The organism is Exiguobacterium oxidotolerans JCM 12280 (assembly GCF_000702625.1).
GTDB lineage: Bacteria > Bacillota > Bacilli > Exiguobacteriales > Exiguobacteriaceae > Exiguobacterium_A > Exiguobacterium_A oxidotolerans.
In genome coordinates, this window is record NZ_JNIS01000001.1 from 1,460,020 (window position 1) to 1,478,445 (window position 18,426).

15 protein-coding genes and 1 riboswitch are annotated in these 18,426 nt (G+C 46.8%); of the genes, 4 read left to right on the forward strand and 11 right to left on the reverse strand.

Annotated elements, in window-relative coordinates:
- Nucleotides 1-361: 361 nt before the first annotated feature.
- On the forward strand, nt 362-1,549 hold the full coding sequence (locus P403_RS0107435; protein WP_029332080.1) for a class I SAM-dependent rRNA methyltransferase: 1,188 nt from the start codon (nt 362-364) through the stop codon (nt 1,547-1,549).
- Between the two features lie 110 nt (nt 1,550-1,659).
- On the opposite strand, the gene P403_RS0107440 is transcribed toward P403_RS0107435, so the two are convergent.
- Nucleotides 1,660-2,649: a zinc-binding dehydrogenase gene (locus tag P403_RS0107440; RefSeq protein ID WP_029332081.1), complete on the reverse strand. Its 990-nt coding sequence runs from the start codon at nt 2,647-2,649 to the stop codon at nt 1,660-1,662.
- A gap of 108 nt (nt 2,650-2,757) precedes the next feature.
- On the opposite strand from P403_RS0107440, the gene pepT reads away from it, so the two are divergent.
- Nucleotides 2,758-3,990, forward strand: a complete 1,233-nt coding sequence (gene pepT, locus P403_RS0107445) for a peptidase T (RefSeq protein ID WP_029332082.1) — start codon at nt 2,758-2,760, stop codon at nt 3,988-3,990.
- A gap of 48 nt (nt 3,991-4,038) precedes the next feature.
- Here pepT and P403_RS0107450 read toward each other — a convergent pair whose 3' ends face one another.
- The 4 genes from P403_RS0107450 to P403_RS0107465 form a co-directional block, all read right to left on the reverse strand.
- The gene (locus P403_RS0107450) at nt 4,039-5,052 is read right to left on the reverse strand and encodes a WxLIP family cell surface protein (RefSeq protein WP_029332083.1); all 1,014 of its coding nucleotides are present in this window, start codon (nt 5,050-5,052) and stop codon (nt 4,039-4,041) included.
- A 16-nt stretch (nt 5,053-5,068) separates the two neighbouring features.
- Nucleotides 5,069-5,776 carry a WxL domain-containing protein gene (locus P403_RS16280; RefSeq protein ID WP_051667329.1) on the reverse strand — a complete coding sequence of 236 codons (708 nt, stop codon included), beginning with the start codon at nt 5,774-5,776 and terminating at the stop codon, nt 5,069-5,071.
- 15 nt (nt 5,777-5,791) lie between these two features.
- A complete protein-coding gene (locus tag P403_RS0107460) occupies nt 5,792-7,276 on the reverse strand; it encodes a hypothetical protein (RefSeq protein ID WP_029332085.1) in 1,485 nt (494 codons plus the stop codon).
- A gap of 256 nt (nt 7,277-7,532) precedes the next feature.
- Entirely contained in the window at nt 7,533-8,399 is an 867-nt protein-coding gene (locus P403_RS0107465) for a prohibitin family protein (RefSeq protein ID WP_029332086.1), read from the reverse strand.
- Nucleotides 8,400-8,693: 294 nt separating this feature from the next.
- Here P403_RS0107465 and P403_RS0107475 point away from each other — a divergent pair, with 294 nt between their 5' ends.
- A complete protein-coding gene (locus P403_RS0107475) occupies nt 8,694-10,316 on the forward strand; it encodes an ABC-F family ATP-binding cassette domain-containing protein (RefSeq protein ID WP_029332087.1) in 1,623 nt (540 codons plus the stop codon).
- 165 nt (nt 10,317-10,481) lie between these two features.
- The gene (locus tag P403_RS0107480) at nt 10,482-12,371 is read left to right on the forward strand and encodes a PhoX family protein (RefSeq protein ID WP_029332088.1); all 1,890 of its coding nucleotides are present in this window, start codon (nt 10,482-10,484) and stop codon (nt 12,369-12,371) included.
- 85 nt (nt 12,372-12,456) lie between these two features.
- Here P403_RS0107480 and P403_RS0107485 read toward each other — a convergent pair whose 3' ends face one another.
- From P403_RS0107485 to P403_RS0107510, 6 genes are all read right to left on the reverse strand, one after another.
- Nucleotides 12,457-12,915, reverse strand: coding sequence for an SRPBCC family protein (locus P403_RS0107485; RefSeq protein WP_029332089.1), 459 nt, complete (start codon nt 12,913-12,915; stop codon nt 12,457-12,459).
- Between the two features lie 104 nt (nt 12,916-13,019).
- On the reverse strand, nt 13,020-13,967 hold the full coding sequence (locus P403_RS0107490) for an ATP-grasp domain-containing protein (protein ID WP_029332090.1): 948 nt from the start codon (nt 13,965-13,967) through the stop codon (nt 13,020-13,022).
- On the reverse strand, nt 13,964-15,022 hold the full coding sequence (locus P403_RS0107495; RefSeq protein ID WP_029332091.1) for an LLM class flavin-dependent oxidoreductase: 1,059 nt from the start codon (nt 15,020-15,022) through the stop codon (nt 13,964-13,966). The genes P403_RS0107490 and P403_RS0107495 overlap by 4 nt, the downstream gene beginning before the upstream one ends.
- A gap of 72 nt (nt 15,023-15,094) precedes the next feature.
- Nucleotides 15,095-15,199: riboswitch (SAM riboswitch) on the reverse strand.
- A 191-nt stretch (nt 15,200-15,390) separates the two neighbouring features.
- Entirely contained in the window at nt 15,391-16,062 is a 672-nt protein-coding gene (locus tag P403_RS0107500) for a DUF975 family protein (RefSeq protein ID WP_084157651.1), read from the reverse strand.
- A gap of 66 nt (nt 16,063-16,128) precedes the next feature.
- Nucleotides 16,129-17,418 carry a DUF2325 domain-containing protein gene (locus tag P403_RS0107505; protein WP_029332093.1) on the reverse strand — a complete coding sequence of 430 codons (1,290 nt, stop codon included), beginning with the start codon at nt 17,416-17,418 and terminating at the stop codon, nt 16,129-16,131.
- A gap of 92 nt (nt 17,419-17,510) precedes the next feature.
- Nucleotides 17,511-18,290 (reverse strand): DUF817 domain-containing protein, encoded by a 780-nt coding sequence (locus P403_RS0107510; protein WP_029332094.1) that lies wholly within the window; start codon nt 18,288-18,290, stop codon nt 17,511-17,513.
- Nucleotides 18,291-18,426: the final 136 nt, after the last annotated feature.

The window sequence follows — 18,426 nt, forward strand, 5'->3', positions numbered from 1 at the left end:
GATCATCCTCGTAATTACGAAGGTGGTCTTTTTTCGAAGCAGAACCTTCGTTTCCACTCGACTCCTATGGGAAAAGAAAACATGACCGGTCATGTTTTCGTCAGAGCTGAACAAGACCCGAATCGGGACAAGCATTGGACCGAAGCGCGGCTTGTTGCTCGCCCATGGAAAGCGAGTGGAAAGAGAAGGTTCGATTGAAGAACGTTCACTTAAATTATCTCCACCTGGATCATCTTGACTTATCCACAGAAAGCAACAATCGACACGCTAAATATTCATCAATTTGAATTATCCACATGTGGACAACTTTTCCTATGCTATAATTTGACTACTTATCCACAACCAGAAATGAGGAACTCATGTGCCACGCGAAATCTATCCTGTCGTCGTCAAAGCGACGGCTGTCGAACAAATCAAAAATGGTCAGCCTTTATTGTATAAAGAACTGTTCCAAAAAAGTAACCATCTTAAAGAAGCAGGTGCGTTACTCCGGCTGACTACAGAAGATAAAGAATACCTTGCGACCGGCTATTTTGGCAAGCAAGAAAAAGGACTTGGCTGGTTACTCTCGACGGACGAAATTCAAGAAATTGACGACGTCTTTTTTAAAGAAAAAATTGAGACTGCCCTCGACCAACGCGATGCCTTTTTTGAAAATGAATTAATCGATACGTTCCGCGTCTTCAACGGCTCAGGTGACGGCATCGGTGGTTTGACGATTGATTGTTTTGACCACCATTACTTGATTACATTCGAAAATGAAGGGATTTATTCGTTTAAGCAGGAAATCGTCTCTGCCCTCGAGTCGTTAATCCACTTTAAAAGCATCTACGAAAAACGTGCCTTCCAAATTGATGGTCAACCCGTCAAAGGCGATGATTTCTTAGCCGGTGAACGGGGAGATTTCCCGGAAGTCCTCGAGGAGAACAGTCTTCCGCTTCTCTATCACCTGGACGCCGGCATGCGGACGGGTCTCGACATTAACCAACGCGACCTTCGTACAATCGTCAAACAACATGCGACAGGACGAACTGTCTTGAACCTGTTTTCCGATACAGGGACGTTGACCGCCGCTGCGCTGCTTGGTGGAGCGCTTGAGACGACGAGCGTTGATTTCTCGACCCGGAGCCGGAACAAGACGATTGAACAACTTGAACTGCATCAGCTTGATCCAGCGGCGCAAACGATCCTCGTCCAAGATGCGTTTGATTACATCGATCAAGCTGATAAGAAAACACGTTTTGATTTTGTCATCGTCCATCCACCGGCACTCGTCAAAACACAAGCACGCCACTTCCGCGCCGAAGTCGATTTACCCGCTTTAATCCAACAAACGATTCATATGACCCATCGCGGTGGACTGTTGTTGATTACGACGGATTGTCAGCTATTTGATCAACAGCGCTTCATGAAAATGGTCGAACAAGCTTTCAAAAAACTTCGTCAAACGTACGAAATCGTTTGGGAAATTTCCTCTCTTGAAGACTTTCCAGAGCATCCTTCTTTGAAAGAAGCGGAACGTAAAGCTGTTCTTGTCCGCCGTAAATAACCTCAAAACAAATAATTCTGCTAATCTTCTATCGATTAGCAGAATTATTTTTTGTATTAAAAGGAAAAATAAACCATACGCCGAATCTTTTAGGTTAGTCGACATTCTGATTAAACATCATATACGCTGACCTTTCCGAAATGCGAGTGTTGGTCGAAGGCTTTATATGCTTCGTTTAACGCTTCCACTTGGCGCGGGACACGCGAATCGATGCGAAGTTCAATCGTCCCGTCGGCGATGAGTCCAGCAACTTCTGCTAGATGTTTTTGTTGGCGACGCATCTCCTCTGTTTTTCCTTTCATCAATGGTAAGGCGACGAATAAGGCTTCAAGTGTCAATGCTTTACTATGCATCGGCGTCAAATCTTGTGTCGTCCGTGTCGCGATCGAGATGATTTTTCCGCGTTCTTTCGCTAAGACGAACGACTCTTGCAGATGATCACCGCCGACCGTATCGATGACGACATCAAACCCGTCAGGTGCAACACGTTCGAGTAGCGCTTCACTCGTTTCGTCGCGATACCGATGGACTTGTATCCCATGTCCTTCTAACCAGTTCGCTTTTTCATCATTCGCGGCACTCGCCGTCACGTCGCACCCGTAATGTGTTGCGAGCTGTGCGACGAGGTGACCGACCCCACCCGTTCCACCGACGACATATAGACGCATCCCGGGTTGGACCATCGCCCGTTCTTTTAAGGCCTCCATCGCCGTCAAACCGATCACGGGCAGGCACCCGGCAACTTCTGCGCTTAGTCCTGCTGGTTTAAGGACGGCCATACTTTCCGGGACAAGCATCTCTTCTGCAAGTGCACCGGATCTTTCCCCTAATCCGCCACCAAAGGCGATGACGTGATCGCCGACAGAAAAAGTCGTCACACTCGATCCGATTTCAACGATTTTCCCCGTTACATCGCCCTGGAGAATTCCAGTTGTCGGAGCTGCCGCCACATGACCAAAAAACATTTTCGTATCAAGTGGATTCAAGCTCGTCCCCGTAACACGTACTCGTAATTCGTTTTCCCCCGTTTTAGCGAGTGTGACGTCTTTTTCTGTTAACGTAGCGTCCGGTCCATACTGATCGACAACAAATGCTTTCATCTGTATTCCCCCTTTTTTCTTTCCCATTTTAGCATGGTTCAGAATACTCGAATATTATCGCTTCATGATATGATGAACGTAACTCAACTCAGAAAGGACGTTTTTTCATTGAAACAAGATTTGATTCGTCGATTGACTACATATGCAAAAATCGACACACAATCCAGCTATGAAAGCATGACCGTCCCGACGACGGAAGGACAGTGGACACTCGCTCGTCTTCTCGTCGAAGAATTAACAGAAATCGGCATGACGGATGTCTCGGTCGACGCCAATGGTTACGTCATGGCGACACTTCCTGCGAACACAGACGCCGACATTCCGACGATTGGTTTCCTCGCCCATCTCGATACGGCGACGGATTTTACAGGAACGAACGTCAATCCGCAGCTCGTCGATACTTATGATGGAGAACCGATTGTCTTAAATGACACAATTCCAGTCGTTTTATCACCAAAAGATTTCCCATCCTTGACGAACTACGTCGGGCATACCTTGATGACGACGGACGGGACGACATTACTCGGCGCCGACAATAAAGCCGGCATCGCTGAAATCATGACGGCGATGGCTTATTTGATTGCACATCCGGAAGTGAAACACGGACGGATTCGTGTCGCCTTCACACCGGATGAAGAAATCGGTCGCGGACCGCACCATTTTGATGTTGAAGCATTTGATGCCCAGTTTGCGTATACCATCGACGGTGGACCACTCGGTGAACTCGAATATGAGAGTTTCAACGCGGCAGGTGCTAAAATCACGTTCCATGGGACGAATGTCCATCCGGGTACGGCAAAAGATAAGATGGTCAATTCGCAAAAGCATGCGATGGCCTTCCAGAACCGCTTGCCAGGTGATGAAGCGCCCGAATTCACGGACGGATTCGAAGGATTCTACCATTTGATTTCTTTTGAAGGGTCCGTCGAAAAAACGGTCGTCCACTACATCGTCCGGGACTTCGATCGCCACAACTTCGAGGCACGAAAACACTTCTTAACGGCGCTCGTCGAGGAATGGAACAAAAAGTATGGCGCCGGTAGTGTCGAAATCGAATTAAATGATCAATACTATAACATGCGGGAAAAAATCGAACCGCATATGCAGATCGTCGACATCGCGCATGCCGCGATGGAATCGCGTGGTATTACGCCAATCATCAAGCCGATTCGTGGCGGAACTGACGGTTCGCAGCTTTCCTACATGGGATTACCGACACCGAACATCTTCACAGGTGGTGAAAATTACCACGGAAAGTTCGAGTTCATTTCTGTTGATAACATGGTGAAGGCGACAGAAGTCATCGTCGCCATCGCAAATGGGTTCGCTGAAAAAAAATAAGTACCTTCACACGTGCGGCCCTGCTGATTCAGCAGGGCCGCTTGTTTATTATTCGGAAGATGCTTTTCGTTTCAAGTGATAAATGTAACCGAGTAAAAGAACGATGATGGAAAGCGAAACAATCATCAACATTTTCGATGTTTCTCCAAGGAACGAATTCGGATGTTGTTCGACGTCAGGAACCGTTTTTTTCATCTGTTCCACTTGTTTTTCACTAATTGTAAAATCATCCTGCCACGTCCAGTTTTTTTCTTTCCCGACCACTTTAACATCGAGTTGATATGTTCCCGGCTTCAAAATCCCCATTGATGTAAGTGGGAACGTCATGTATGTCGTCGGAGCGAATTGAGCCGTCATTTCTTTTCGAACGATGACCTTTCCACCTTTTTTGACGACAGCTTCCACCTGAAATTTTTCACTGATGGCAGGTGCTTGGTTCGCGAGGGTGACGAGGACGCTCGGACGAGACAGATAGGAAGTTGCTTTTACTCCCTCGAACAGTAAATCCGGTTCAATCTCCCGGATTGATGACCGAACCTTTACACCAATGACGTACGCTTGGCGACTTTGAACACCGACTTCTGCGGATGCCACTTCTCGTTTGTCCTGTTTCTTGATTTCAATACCTGCGAGTAGGACCCCTTCAATCGCTCGTTTCGGCAAAGTCAGCTTCAACGAAACGATTTTCGACTCCCCTGCTTTAATTGTAATAGGCTTTTCCGAGACGCGAGCTAACTCGGATAGGGACACTTCTGCGAGCGTCAATGGTCCTTTCTCTTCATATACAATCAATCCGTTCCCGTTCGTCGTCGCATTTCGGAGCGAGACAAGGTAGGACTGATCGTCTGATCCGTGATTATAAATCCGAATTTTCATATCAGTTCGTTGTTCCGGAGGTATCCTTAAATCGAAATACGTGACACCGGAATCCACTTGAAATTCATTCGGTATCGCTTCAACCGAAAAATTGACGTTACTCTCGGCACTGACGACTACTCCGGTCATGAGTAGATAGATGACTCCACTTAATCCAACAAGATACTGTATACCACGTTTAATCAACCCATCCCCTCCTTAATCAAGGAATCGAATCCGTTAATACCCAGTCGATTGTCGCGACGTGCGTTCCTTTGATTTGCTGATTCAATGGAACATTCAATGTAATGTTGGCATTCGACCAAAGTGATCCGTCCGTCTCAGGTGATACATCAGTACCCAACCAAGATAGTAACCAAGAGTAAGGCGATCCAGCTGTCGACGTTAAAATATCTACTGCTTCACCACCCGCAATTAATTCAATCGCGCTTGTCACGGGTGCCGTCGCTCCGATGTTATAGGTAGGTGTATTCACGATACCTTCCGCTATCGATAATGATGCTCCAGGCAATGTGTTTTCCCCTCCGCTCGTGAACGTATTCAGCTTGGCAGTAACCGTCCATTCAGACAACACGACACGCCGGTCTGTCACTTGTAAAAAGGGTTTTTCGTCAGTCGATTCAAAAATAGCATCACTTCCAAGAATTTCATGTGTCCCAAAGTTAAAGTTCGGGGCATAATCTAGCGTCAACGGTCCTGTATTACCAGTCGGTGTGTTTTCACCCTTACCTGGATCAGGTGTGTACGAATCATCGGGATTGGTTGGATCCAGAATGTCAGGTGCTTTATTCGTCTCAAAAGTGATGGTCGCGGTTGAACTTCCTGACGACGTTTCTGCAAATACGAGGGACGGTCCACCTAGTAATAGGGCACTAGCAAACAATGAAGTAACGATTGACTGTTTTTTCATTCAAATCTCTCCTTCTCATGGTGCATTGACTAATGTCCATTGAATTTGCGTCTGATACGTAGTAGCTCGTGGTCGTTTCCCTGTCAAATCGAGAATGATTCCTTCACTTGGTCCATACGTCAAAATCGTTGATGTCGCTCCCATTTTCCCGGATGCAATTTCGTTATCAATGGTTTGTAACGTTTGATTTGTCGCACCGACTTTAAAAAGCAGCACGTCATCTAGTACATCACCTCCCTCGCTCGAGAGTGGTGCCGTCAACCTAGCGCGAAGTTTCCAATCATAATTCAAAGCATTTTGATGCGATATTTCAATCGTCATCGCTGTTTTTCGATTGATTACGCCTTCTCTCCCTTTGATTTCCTGTGTTCCAAAATCGAGAACTTCAGGTACTTTAAGGTTAAATACGGGACCGATTGTTAAAGTCGCCGTTCCAAGACCACTATTTAAAACATCCAAATCGACTACACTACTCGTCAATGAACTTTCAAATGTATACACTGAATTTGTTCCGACCGGAAGTGGATTGACTTTGAAACTTAACGTAAAGATATCTTTTGATAAAAGTGAGAGTGCAAGCAAAGAACCGACTTCTGCATAAATTTGATTACCGTTTTGTTGAATCGAACTGGCCGGTACATTTGCAACTTTTGCGCCCAGCAATCCTGTATAGGAATAACTCAAACTGATTGTCCCTGCCTGAATCGATTGCATCACTTCCTGTGGGAGTTGAAAAATCACGTATTTGCTTCCTAATCCTAAACTCAAAACGGATTGCATATCCGCAGCCAACGTAATTTTCCTTTGCGCTGCTTCATAAGCGGCAGTCAGGTTGACCGATCCTACCAACGCGACATCGAGTGCTCCTCTTTGTTCCGTTTTTTCCGCTCCTTCGTCGACAGGTATTTCCTTATCCTCTAATGCAGGATTTTGTGACTTTGATGCCGTTGATGATTCATCCTCGGATTTTAGTGATTCTTTGTCTTCTGGTACTTGAGGTTCTAGTGTCGAGGGTATGTCACTCTCGGGTGTTGGGGACTCTTCCTCTTCTGGTACTTGAGGTTCTGGTGTCGAGGGTATTTCAGTCTCGGGTGTCGGGGACTCTTCCTCTTCTGGTACTTGAGGTTCTAGTGTAGGGGGTATTTCAGTCTCGGGTGTTGAAGACGCTTCCGGTGATGCAGGCTCCATGTGATCAAGTTCGTCGTTTTCCGGTGGCACGACCGCTTGATCCTCACCTTTTGCCCTATCGTCTCCTTTCTTTTTTGTTTCTTCGATAAATTCATTTTCTGCTTCCTTCAAGGTGTTTTCACAATAATCGACTACATCGATTGGAATTTGGTCAGGTGACGGTTGTGCTTCGAGAATGCTTACACATTCTTTTAACGTCGGATTACCTTTAATCGTAATCGAAGTTGCATTCGCTAAAGCGTGTGTACCTGACAAGAAAATAATAAGCACTAGTATTGTTGGGATAGATTGGATTGGAGATTTTTTTATCAACCACTACCTCCCCCTCCTAACGACCAATTACGATTAACTCATTCACGACTTACTTCAACAATTACCTTATAAATACTAAAATAAACCAATTATTTTACAATTAAAAAGAAGTATCCTTCTTATTTTTTTCCTGAAATATGTTTATATGCTTGATATAACTCATTTATTCTATCGTTTCATTTTATCAAAATTATAATTTAGTGTTTAAAATCGTCAAAAAAATACACCTTCTCGTCTGAAGGTGTACTTTCATTACTTATTTCTTCTCTGTTTCTTGATCTGGAAGTGGTAACTGCACCATGCTGCCCGATCCACTCACGAGTGGTGATTTTCCGTCCCATTTCTTGACAGCTTCATATTGAATCATTTCGGCAGTCAACGTTTTTTGAAGTTCCTTCTGTGCTTTCGCCAAACCTTGCGCTTCAATCAAACGCGCATCGGCTTCCCCTTGTGCTTCGACACGAAGTCGTTCTGCTTCAGCTTTGGCAATCGCGAGATCCGTTTTCTTCTTATCTAGCTCTTGTGAGGCTTTAACACGAGAATCGATGGCTTCTTGTGTTTTTTCATCTGGTTTTGGAGCACCGAGTGCAACGTCCTCAATGATGAAACCGATTTTTTTAACGTCTTCTGCAAATTGCGTTTGGATGCTCGTTGAAACATTTCCTGACTCTTCACCGAACAATTCGAGTACAGTTACTTTCGAAATTTGCTCTCGTGACGCATCATATAAACGTTGTTTCAAATAGCCATCTGCGATTTCATCGATTTCGATTGGTCCAAACTTATTGAATACTTTCGTGACTTGATCGGGAGAGACTGCAAAACTGTACGTAAAGTCGACAACGATGTTCTTCCCGTCTTTTGTCGCGAGCGTCATATTGTCGAGCGACTTCGTTTGCGTTCGAATCGGATACTCCGTCACACGTGTGATCGGTGAAACGACGTGCCAACCTTGCGAAAGTGTTTCGTCCTGGACACCGCTTGACGGTTTGTAGACGACTCCGACTTGCCCCGGTTCAATCTGTTCAACGATGAACGGTGTCATGGCAAGGAGTGCGACGACGATGACACCGGCAATGATCATCGCTGGGTTAATTCTTTTCTTTGGTTTGATTTCTCTCATTATGAGTCCCCTTTGTCAATTTTGTCTTGGATATATTTATACAGTTCGATTCCTAACAAGGCGATGAGTGCGAAAAACAGTAAGGTAAACAATGTTGCCATGATTTCTCATCCCTCCTTCATCCTGTCTCTTTAACTTATACGGTTGATTTCAAAAAATGTTTCATGACCCTGGTTGCTAATTTTTGCAATCCGGTCTAAGATGTAAAGAACTTTGTCCTTAAAACGAGCGGTATCATTTTGTGGTACACTCGTAACAGCACATCACACACTAGAAACGAGGGTTCATCTCTATATGATTACAGTACAAAACGTCGGCCTCCGCTTTGCGGACCGCAAATTATTCGAAGACGTCAACATCAAGTTCACACCAGGTAACTGTTACGGTTTGATTGGTGCGAACGGCGCCGGTAAATCGACTTTCCTCAAAATTCTTGCAGGAGACATCGAAGCACAACAAGGCGATGTCATCATCACACCGGGTGAGCGTCTTGGCGTACTCCGTCAGAACCATTATGAATATGAAGAGTTCCAAGTCATCGAAACGGTCATGATGGGACACAAACGCCTGTATGAAGTCATGAAAGAAAAAGATGCGATTTATATGAAAGAAAACTTCTCCGATGAAGACGGCATGCGTGCCGCTGAACTCGAAGGGGAATTCGCGGAAATGAATGGTTGGGAAGCTGAATCGGAAGCCGCGATGCTCCTTCAAGGTCTTGGAATCAAAGAAAGCCTGCATACGAAAACAATGGCTGAATTAACAGGTGGAGAAAAAGTTAAAGTCTTGCTCGCGCAAGCGTTGTTCGGTAAGCCGGATATCCTGTTACTCGATGAGCCTACCAACGGTCTCGACCTAAAAGCCGTCAAATGGCTCGAAGAATTCTTGATCGGTTTTGAGAACACGGTCATCGTCATTTCCCACGACCGTCACTTCCTCAACAACGTCTGTACGCACATGGCCGATCTCGACTACGGTAAAATTCAACTCTATATCGGGAACTATGATTTCTGGTATGAGTCAAGCCAACTCGCTTCGCGGATGGCTGGCGATCAAAACAAGAAAAAAGAAGAAAAAATCAAAGAACTTCAAGCCTTCATCGCGCGTTTTAGCTCAAACGCTTCAAAAGCGAAACAAGCGACGTCACGGAAGAAGTTGCTCGATAAAATCACACTTGACGACATCCGTCCGTCATCACGCCGCTATCCGTTCGTCGGTTTCTCACCAGAACGTGAAATCGGAAATGATTTATTGACGGTCGAAGGTCTTTCGAAGACGATCGATGGCGTCAAAGTGCTCGACAATGTCCGTTTCTCATTAAATAAAACAGACAAAGTGGCGTTCATCAGCCAAAGCGATATCGCCATCACGACACTGTTCAAAATTTTGATGGGTGAGATGGAAGCAGACAGCGGAACATTCAAATGGGGCGTTACGACGTCGCAATCATACTTGCCAAAAGACAACTCGGAGTTCTTCGAAGGGTCTGACAAAACGATTCTTGATTGGCTGCGCCAATACTCGCCAGCTGATGAAAGTGACACGTTCCTTCGCGGTTTCCTCGGTCGGATGCTCTTCTCCGGTGAAGAAGTCATGAAAAAAGCATCAGTCCTCTCTGGGGGAGAAAAAGTCCGTTGTATGTTATCGAAAGCGATGCTCAGCGGTTCAAACGTCCTCGTCCTCGACGATCCGACGAATCACTTAGACCTCGAATCGATCACGGCACTCAACGATGGCTTGATTGCTTACAAAGGTGCGATGCTCTTCAGCTCGCATGACCATCAGTTCGTCGAAACGATTGCGAACCGCATCATCGAACTCACACCAAACGGAATCGTTGATAAAGAAACGACGTACGATGAGTACCTCAACAACGAATCCATCCAACAACAGTTAACTGCGTTATACGCACATTGATCTGTCGGCTGTCCTTTACATAAAGGGCAGTCTTTTTTTGTAAATCCATTCTTAACCTTCCGACACCAGACTGTCTCGCTTTCTTTACACCGCATACACAATCCCTTGTTTTAATTAAGAACGTAGCCACAACACGAGTTTAAAACAACATGGGGGGAAACAAATATGAAACGTACACTTATGGTCGGCCTATCGGCAGCACTTTTATCGTCAAGTCTGATTCCAACACTCGCAGATGCTAAATCAAACGAACATCATTCAAATAAAGCCATCAAACACATTGAATTTTTATCGATGGATGCACCAAAAACGATTGATCAAATGGTTAAAACGTATACAGATGCTAAAGTTAAAATCACATACAAGAACGGGAAAACAGAAGTAAAAGCACTCGATTACAACCAATTGTTCTTGTCGCAAGATAAAATCGTCGACAACAAAGGACAAAAAATCGCAGCCGGTACACCAATCGATGTTAATGGTGACCCAATCATCGACCGCAGTGTTCCCGATAAGCCGGAAGCATTCGTCTCGGATGCACCGGACTCGAACAGCTTGCTTGAAGTCCACGGCAAAAAGTACTTGGTCTCCCACTTCGAATACGATTCAATCGACAATGCAGGAAACTCCGTCCGCGGACTTCCGGCATCGATGACATTGACAGAAGTCACACAAGATAAAAAGACCGGTAAACTGGCGGTCAAAAAATCGAGTAAAATCGACTTCAAAAACGTCAACGGATTATGGACACCATGTAACGGATCAACGACGCCATGGGGAACACACCTCGGTTCGGAAGAATATGAGCCGGATGCACGTGCGTTCGAAGCCGATTCAAATTCATCCGCTTATAAAGAAGTCGCTGCATTCGCAGAACGTTACTTCGGTGACGCAAGTAAAGCCAATCCGTACTTCTACGGTTATACACCTGAAATCTCAGTCGACCGTAAAGGACAATCGTCTGTCGTCAAGCACTACAGTACAGGTCGTTTCTCACACGAGATGATGCAAGTCTTGCCTGACCAAAAAACGGCGATCTTTGGAGATGACGGCAATAACACGATGATGTTCATGTACGTCGCCGATAAGAAAAAAGACTTCTCAAAAGGAACACTTTACGCAGCGAAGTTCAACCAAACGAAAGCGACTGAAGGCGGTGCCGGTAAACTCGAATGGATTAAACTCGGTCACTCGTCAGATGCTGCTGTCAAAAAGATCATCGATAACGGAACGACGTTCAGCGACATCTTCGAAACGGCGACTGAACCAACACCCGGTTTCACAGCAGTCAAAACGGCAGCAAGCAAAAACGTCGAGTACTTGAAAGTAAAACCAGGCATGGAGAAAGCAGCTGCTTTCCTCGAATCACGTCGTTATGGCGCGACACTCGGTGCGACATCTGAGTTCAACAAGATGGAAGGCATCACGGTCAACGAAAAAGACAAAAAAGCATACATCGCGCTGTCCTACGTGTCAGGTAGCACAGAAAAACAAGCCGGTGCCGTCCAAGACGACATCCAGTTCGAAAAACGTGAATCTGGCGTGACGTATGAACTCGATCTCGGTCGTGCTAAAAAAATCGACAGTTCTTATGTCCCAACACGGATGAAGGCCCTTGTGATTGGTGAAGATTTAGCGAAACCGGATGCTTACGGAAATACGGCGAATCCAAACCTCGTCGCAAACCCGGATAACCTTGCTTACTCTGCTGCCTCGAATACGTTGTTCATCGGTGAGGACAGCTCACTGCACACGAACAACTTCGTCTGGGCATACGACTTGAAAACGAAGAAACTTTCACGTATTTTATCGGTTCCCGTCGGTGCAGAAGCTACAGGACTCCGTTCGCTCGACCGTGTCGGTGGCTATAGCTACTTGCTCAGCAACTACCAACATCCAGGTGAAGGTCTTGACGGCAAACAGATCACAGCAGTTGACCCGAAAGAGCTTGAACAAGCGATGCAAGATGGCATCGGCATCCAAAAAACAGGTGGTGTCGGCTACCTCTCCGGTCTTCCGACAGGCAACACTAAATCGTACTCGCACCACCATTAATCTGAACAACGAACGACTGCATCGTTCTTCACTAAAACAGGTGTCTCCCGTTTCCGTCATGACTGGAATGGGAAGACACCTGTTTTTAGTTTTGAATTTGTTTAACCTCTGCTTCGAGCCGCTCGAGAAATCCATTGACGATTTTCTCGTTCTCGCGTTCTCCGCCTAACGATAAGAGACTGCGACCGACGAAGTTGACACCTTCATTTTTCCCCGTGTAAATCAAACGACAGGTCGTCGCATCAATCCGCTTCAGCGCAAACGACATCTCGAGGCGAAACATCTTTGCTAACGTAAAACCAATCGTATTTTGTTTATAGTCCGGTTCATTCGTATAGGCAAGATCGGTCACGATGTAGGTTTCAAGCCGGTTCCCTTGCATATAGGTTTGGCGGTACGTCGATCCGACGACACCCGGTTTACGTTCAATCACCTCATGCTGGACGACACCCGGAATGAGTCGTTGCAGTCGATCATGGTCAAACAGATGCCACGCTTGTTCAATCGGAATCGGGAGTACCTTTTCTTCGCGCCACGTCACCATGACACCACCTCCTTTTAGTTTAAAAATACCCCGATGTCCGTCGTTCTAACGCTCGACTCCGGAACAATCAGGGTATTTTCCTTACTTTAAGTGGTTTTTAGTGTTCACTTCACGGTTTGACGTTCTAACGCGTGACCGAGGAATTTTGCAAGTTCCAGCATCCCGAACTTCCCAGCCGCCGCTTCAGCGTCTGAATTGTAATTCGTATTCGTATTGACGTCGTACGTATAGATCGTCCCGTCTGCATCCTTGATGAACTCAATCCCGGCGACCGCGATTTGGTTCGCCTTCAAAAATGCCTCGTATTGCGCGATGATCGGGTCATCGAACCCCTCAACGACTTGGAATTTCATCGGCGTCTCTGCCACCTCTTCTCCGACCGGGCAGAACAAATCATCGATGACACATGCATCGGCAGGGCAGAGCTCGAATCCTTCCGACGTATCGACACGGACCGCATAGACGAACTTACCACCGACGAATTCACAACGCGTAATGTACGGTTCAGGTGCTTGAATGTACTCTTGAATCAACGTGATGCCGTCGACCGGCTCATCGAATGTCGGTCCGTCAAGATAGGTCTCGAGTGCTTCAATCGAGTGGAACAACTGAACGCCGAGTCCTTTGCCGGCACGATTGTGTTTCGTGATGAACGACGATACTCCGATGTTTTGAGCAGCTTGGACGATTTGATCCCGCCCGACGGCTGCCGTCGTTTTCGGAACACGGATACCTGCTTTGCGTAAGGCGGTGTACTGGTTAACCTTACTGACTTCAAGTCGTAACGCACGGCTTCCGTTGAAAACCGTCCGATCATGTTCTTCGAGCCAAGCGAGGACCCCTTCCGTCAATTCTGGTGCATAGCGGTGCCCCCGTGTATGGGACGAGGCACTCATCCGGCTGTAAAAAACGCCCTCTGGTGGTGTTTCATCAAGTGGAACGATGCCTTCGTTGAGGTGCCACTGTTCATACGGTAAGTTGAGTTCCTCGAGTCGCTTGATTAAATGATCCGTCCATTCCTGATTTTCGTGTAAAATATGAATTTTCGTCATTTTAGTTGACCTACCTTTCGTTTCGCTTCGACACGTGGCATGACCTCGCGGGCAAAGCGTTCCATTTCTTCGAGTTGGGGAGAAAATTGAAGCAAGAGCAATGTCACGCCGACCGCTTCAAATTCAAGAATCCGTTCTGCGATTTGATCCGGCGTCCCAATCAGGTTCGGACGCAAGCCACGGTTTGAGACGGAATAGTCATTTCGTTTGACCTGTTGTTCGAGTTGCGATTTACTGACGAAGTCGTCATACCCGGCGTATCCGGCACCGTCTTCTTTCACGTCCGTAATCCGGCGCCATTCTTCGAGCGCTGCTGCTTCCGTCTCGCGACAGATGATATAAGCCGCCAGTCCGAAACTCGCAAGCGGCTGCTTCCCGGTCGCCGCGCGGCGGGTTTTCATATCCGTAATCTTCGTCGCGACTTCATCGACTGTTCCTCCGTGCATGACATAGGCATCACAGTGATTGACGATTGTCTGTTTCCCCGTCTCGCTCTCACCACCGGCGTACAGCTTGATACCGGGACGCTGAACGGGTTTCGGGTGAAGCTCTGCCCGTTCCAGCTGATAGTAGTCCCCGTCAAAACTGTAGGGTGATGCGTCCGCCCATAATCCTTTCATGACCGTCACGAATTCTTCCGTTCGGGCATACCGTTCGTCATGGGCTGTAAAAATCCCATTGTACTGACGGGCTTCTTCCTCCCACCAGGCCGAAACGACGTTGAGCGTGAACCGTCCATTACTCAATTGATCAATGTTTGCCGCCATCTTTGCTGTTGTTGCCGGATTATGAAAACCGGGTCGGACGGCTGTCATGATTTCCAACCGTTCCGTTGTTGCCGCGATGGCTGCTGCTGTCGTCCACGCCTCAAGACTCGGTTCGGCTATTCCTTTGATGTCGTTTAAATTCAATTCTGCAATCAATGTCGTCGAAAAGCCAATCCGTTCTGCCGTCTGTGCGACGTGTTTCGCATAATCGAATGTCGCCGGCATTTGTTCATCCTCGACGTTCCGTAACCAACCTCCGAAGATTGGTAGCCAAAATCCGTATTCCATCCCCCGTGCCCCCTTTTTGCATAAAAAATCGCTCTTTTCGTTTAGAAAAGAGCGACGAATGTCTACTGTCGGCTCTTATCTTCAAAGGAATGAATTCCTTTTGGAAGTAGCACCTTCCGCTCATGCGGGGTTGCTGAAGTGTCGTCGGGCCAGTCCCTCGACTTCTCGTGATAAGAATGATTGAAGTTAGCGTACATCTTTTAGCGGAGTAAAGCAACCTTTAAACCTTCTTTTCCTATCGGAATTAAAAAAACATTTGGAAAATCACTCTGTTTCTTGATACTTCTTTGTCTAGAATCTAAAAACAGGGATTGCACATCGGTTTAAGATGGCAATCCCTGCTTTATATGGTGCTGTTCAAAATCAATTCATTCTGGTGATACGAACGGTGGGTCATTGTGATTTGCATCCATCATGGCTGTCCGGTGACCAGTCGTCGAAACTTCTTCCCCACGCACGCGATCGTAGAACTTCGCGATTGTGACGCTGAAGTACGGGCCAATCCAGAGGAAACCGATTCCGAGCGTAATGATTCCGAGCAAGAACCAGCCGATGAACGAAAGGACAAGGAAAAATGCCTCTTTTTTATGGCCATCCATCATTTGGCGTGAACGTGTAATCGCATCGAGAATGCCGATTGACGGTTCGTCGCGCAAAATGTAGTACGTCAGCATGTACGAAAATGACTTGATGATTCCCGGAATGATGAACAGCAAGAACCAGAGCCCTAAGAAAATCGTCTGAACGATCGCAAGACCAACGGCTTTCAGAAACATTTTGTACGGCTCAAACAAGTCGGCGATTTTCGTCTCTTCGTCCCGGGCGACAGATAGTGCAAGCCATGACCAACCAATCGCAATTGGGAGCGTGACAATCGACAAGAGTAAGCCAATCAAGTCGATGAACTCGAAATCGTTACCTGATGATGCGGCTCCATTTGGAACACCTTGAATGATCAGAAACAATAGCATCATTAATGCCATGAATCCCCAGCGTCCCTGCAACGACTCGCGCGCTGCTAATTTTAATTGTTTTGACATCGAAAGATCCTCCTCAAAAATAAGTTCTACTCTACTTTACGGTACATCTTTGAGGAGGTTTCATTTTTAACGCTTGTCTTTTTTTAATTTCTGAACTGCTGCTTTTTCAAGCTGTTGCTGGCACGCCGTATACAAGGAGCGTCGTCCATCGAGTCGTTCGATCGCAAACGGAATATCATGTTTTTTCGCTTGTACGAGGACGTGTGCCGCTGCTGCGTGGGAAACACGACTTTTGACGACGACAATTGCGTCGGTCTTTTTCGCGAGACAGGCGATTTTTTTTGCGGCTTGGGCGTCTCCGCCCAAATGGATTAACTCGATGCCCGTCTCCGCAAAGAAGTCACGGTAGACGGCACGTTGTTGCTCATTACCGACGATGACGAGACGCATCCCGTCGTAGGAAGCAAAATCGAGCGCCGTTTTGTCAACGAATTCGATGGGTTGACCGGGTAACGTCGTCGTATCGAGGCGTTCGAGCTGATGGGCTTTTTTCTCCCGGAGGCGTCGTTCTTTTTTGACTTTCTTCGCCTTCGGTTTCCGCTGCATCATCTTATCGTAACGTCCTGTTTTCGTTTGTTTGTTCGCGAGGGATGTCGCGGCGGACTCGGGCGAACCACTCGATACGTCGCGCTGCGGTAACTCCGTCACGATTGGTACCTCGTAATGAAATGCATGTTTCCAGACAATCGTCAATGTCTCCGGATGACCTTTCCACATGACGAGATCGACGAGTTGTCCTGCTTTCAGCTGGAAGAACCGCATGTCTTCAAGTGGTGTCGTATAGTAGAACGGTTTTCCTGTCTCATCTTTCAGTGGACCATCAATCGTTGCTTCGATGATCCCGTGATTCTTGACGATGCACTTTTCAAACACGATCCGCTCTGCGAGTGGTTTTACCTGGTCCGTCGCGACGACGGCTAGGATTTCAAGTGATGTCCGCCGCTCATCTTGATGCAGGACTTGGACACGGACTTCCATCCCGTGCTCCAGGTTCCAGTCGCGGATTTCTGTTTCCGAGATATGACTGTTCGACCACTCGCGTAACGAACCACCCTTTAATTGCCGTTCGAACGTATAGGAATACCGTTGTTCGATAGTCCGTTCAACTTCTTCCTTCACTTCCTCGATGACTGTAGCAGGCGGACTGGCTGGTGCCCCCCGGCATTCTGCCGGCTCCGCCTCCAAATCTTCTAACCCCGTCGTTGTTTGACGTGGCGCATAGTACTGCGACAGCTGGACCCATTCATCGATTCCGTTGATCTCATCGAGTAACAAGTTCCAGTCATCCGCTGTTTCGACGATGTTCAGTTTGCTTGTCACTAACGCCTTCGCTCGTTCGATTACGTGATGCATCATGTTAAAAACCCCTTTGCTATTTTTTCCAACTATAGCAAGGTCAAGATGCTTCACCATTACAAAAAAACAACCAGGTATTTTTTTGTTAAGGGTTACGGTTTGACGTGAACGGCCGGATCACCTCTCCGGTATTTTTCGACGACGACAATCAAGACGGTAATGATGACGAGTAAGAACCACGAGGAGAGTTTTCCGAAATCGACAAGCGCCCAGCCCTCTTGTTGATGCGGATAGACCCAACCCTTGAAAAAGGTGACGATGTTTTCCGCCAGCCAGATAAACCAGGCAATCAATAAGAACGATAAAACAAGCGGGAGACGGTAAACCGTATCCTCTAGTCGGAAGTAGACCCACGATTTAAAGAAGACGACGATGACGAGTCCCATCAAGAACCACCGTAAATCGAGCATCCAGTGGTGCGTAAAAAAGTTTAAGTAAATCAAACTCCCGACAGCAAGTGCGAGGGTCGGACGTGGAAAGAACGTAAACCGAAGATCGAGTCGCCGAAATGCCTGACAGACGTAACTCGCGACACTGGCATACATGAAACCTGCGTAGAGCGGAACACCCAGCACCTTCGAAAATGCGTCTTCCGGATAACTCCACGAGCCGACTTGGACTTTAAACAGCTCAAGTCCTAATCCGATGACGTGAAAAATAAGAATCAGCTTGAATTCCTCTTTCGTTTCGTAACGGGTCAACAGTAACATGACTTGAACGAACAGACACCAAAGCAGCAAGACATCATAACGGGCAATCGGTTCATTCGGCAGATAACGCGATACTGCGAGTGCAGCAAAAATCGCGACCGGAAAGACACAACAGAGTGCTTCAAGATATGTAAAACGGATGAGATGGCGGACAAATCGCATCGATGTTCCTCCTCTTCTTTCTTTACATTATACGAGACGTTTGCCGTACCTCCCTCCTCCTCAAGTTGGACATTCAATAATTTGTTACTTCTGCTTTCGTTCATGAACGTGATACAGTTAACGAATATCTATCCTT

What these genes read in the sequence shown, in the direction of transcription:
- P403_RS0107440 (WP_029332081.1), bottom strand. Translation starts at nt 2,649, where the DNA reads ATGAAAGCATTTGTTGTCGATCAGTATGGACCGGACGCTACGTTAACA.
- P403_RS16280 (WP_051667329.1), bottom strand. Translation starts at nt 5,776, where the DNA reads ATGAAAAAACAGTCAATCGTTACTTCATTGTTTGCTAGTGCCCTATTA.
- P403_RS0107465 (WP_029332086.1), bottom strand. Translation starts at nt 8,399, where the DNA reads ATGAGAGAAATCAAACCAAAGAAAAGAATTAACCCAGCGATGATCATT.
- P403_RS0107475 (WP_029332087.1), top strand. Translation starts at nt 8,694, where the DNA reads ATGATTACAGTACAAAACGTCGGCCTCCGCTTTGCGGACCGCAAATTA.
- P403_RS0107480 (WP_029332088.1), top strand. Translation starts at nt 10,482, where the DNA reads ATGAAACGTACACTTATGGTCGGCCTATCGGCAGCACTTTTATCGTCA.
- P403_RS0107485 (WP_029332089.1), bottom strand. Translation starts at nt 12,915, where the DNA reads ATGGTGACGTGGCGCGAAGAAAAGGTACTCCCGATTCCGATTGAACAA.
- P403_RS0107490 (WP_029332090.1), bottom strand. Translation starts at nt 13,967, where the DNA reads ATGACGAAAATTCATATTTTACACGAAAATCAGGAATGGACGGATCAT.
- P403_RS0107495 (WP_029332091.1), bottom strand. Translation starts at nt 15,022, where the DNA reads ATGGAATACGGATTTTGGCTACCAATCTTCGGAGGTTGGTTACGGAAC.
- P403_RS0107500 (WP_084157651.1), bottom strand. Translation starts at nt 16,062, where the DNA reads ATGTCAAAACAATTAAAATTAGCAGCGCGCGAGTCGTTGCAGGGACGC.
- P403_RS0107505 (WP_029332093.1), bottom strand. Translation starts at nt 17,418, where the DNA reads ATGATGCATCACGTAATCGAACGAGCGAAGGCGTTAGTGACAAGCAAA.
- P403_RS0107510 (WP_029332094.1), bottom strand. Translation starts at nt 18,290, where the DNA reads ATGCGATTTGTCCGCCATCTCATCCGTTTTACATATCTTGAAGCACTC.